Source organism: Micrococcus sp. KRD096 (assembly GCF_017168495.1).
Lineage (GTDB): Bacteria > Actinomycetota > Actinomycetes > Actinomycetales > Micrococcaceae > Micrococcus > Micrococcus luteus.
The window spans coordinates 1-771 of record NZ_JABFAY010000073.1 but is presented as its reverse complement, the minus strand read 5'-3'; the positions used below and the strand labels follow the sequence as shown (position 1 = coordinate 771).

The 771-nt window shown below is 75.9% G+C and carries 2 protein-coding genes; both read right to left on the bottom strand.

From position 1 onward, the window contains the following. A partial coding sequence (locus J1M41_RS11720; RefSeq protein WP_206451808.1) for a hypothetical protein occupies window positions 1-271 on the bottom strand: 271 nt, incomplete at its 3' end. Between the two features lie 257 nt (window positions 272-528). After that, window positions 529-771, bottom strand: a 243-nt coding sequence (locus J1M41_RS11715) for a hypothetical protein (RefSeq protein WP_206451807.1), incomplete at its 5' end; no start/stop codon positions are given.

Genomic DNA, 771 nt, shown 5'->3' with positions numbered 1-771 from the left:
ACCTGGTCCCGGCCCTGGAGGAGGCCATCCGGCTGAGCTGCCAGCGGCGGGCCAGGCGCTTGTAGCGGGCGCGCGCGGCGGCGGCGGGGGCCGCGAGGGCGTGGGCCTGGCGGCGCTGGTCCTCCAGAGTGGCCACGGCCTGGCGGCGCCGGGCGCGGTCGTCGCAGTCCTCGCCCCACGGGTCGGGCTGGCACATCACGTCGCCGCACTCCGGGCAGGGCTCGAAGGCGGAGGGCAGGGAGTCGAGGTCGAGAAGGTGGTGCTCAGGCATCGGAGGTGCCTCCTTGGTCGGGGTGCCGGGGGCCTCATGCCCCCCGCTACGTGTCCAACCATACACACACAATGGCAAAAATACAACACCACCCGCGAGCGCAGGTCCACGCGCCCGTGGTCGTGACGCGGAGGGGGCGGGGACGTGGCGCGGTCCCCGGGAGCCGGCAGCAGCTCGATGCAGCCGGCAGCTCATCTCCACGACACGTCCCCGGGATGCCGCGAGCGCGGGAGCCCCCCGCGCTCGCGGCCTGCCGGTCAGGCGGCGGGCAGGGCGGCCAGGCTGTCGCGGTCGGCCAGGGCGGCGGCCTCGCGGGCGGCCGGAGCGTAGCCGTCCATCGGGGCGACGTAGGCGCGTCCGTGCGCCCAGGCGCCGATGCTCCAGCCGATCAGGTCCAGTGCGCTGGGCACGCCGTGGATCCGCTGGCGCAGGTAGCGGGTGCCGTGGAGGCGGCCGCCGCCGCTCAGCACGTCCATCAGCAGCCCGGGCAGGCCCAGGGT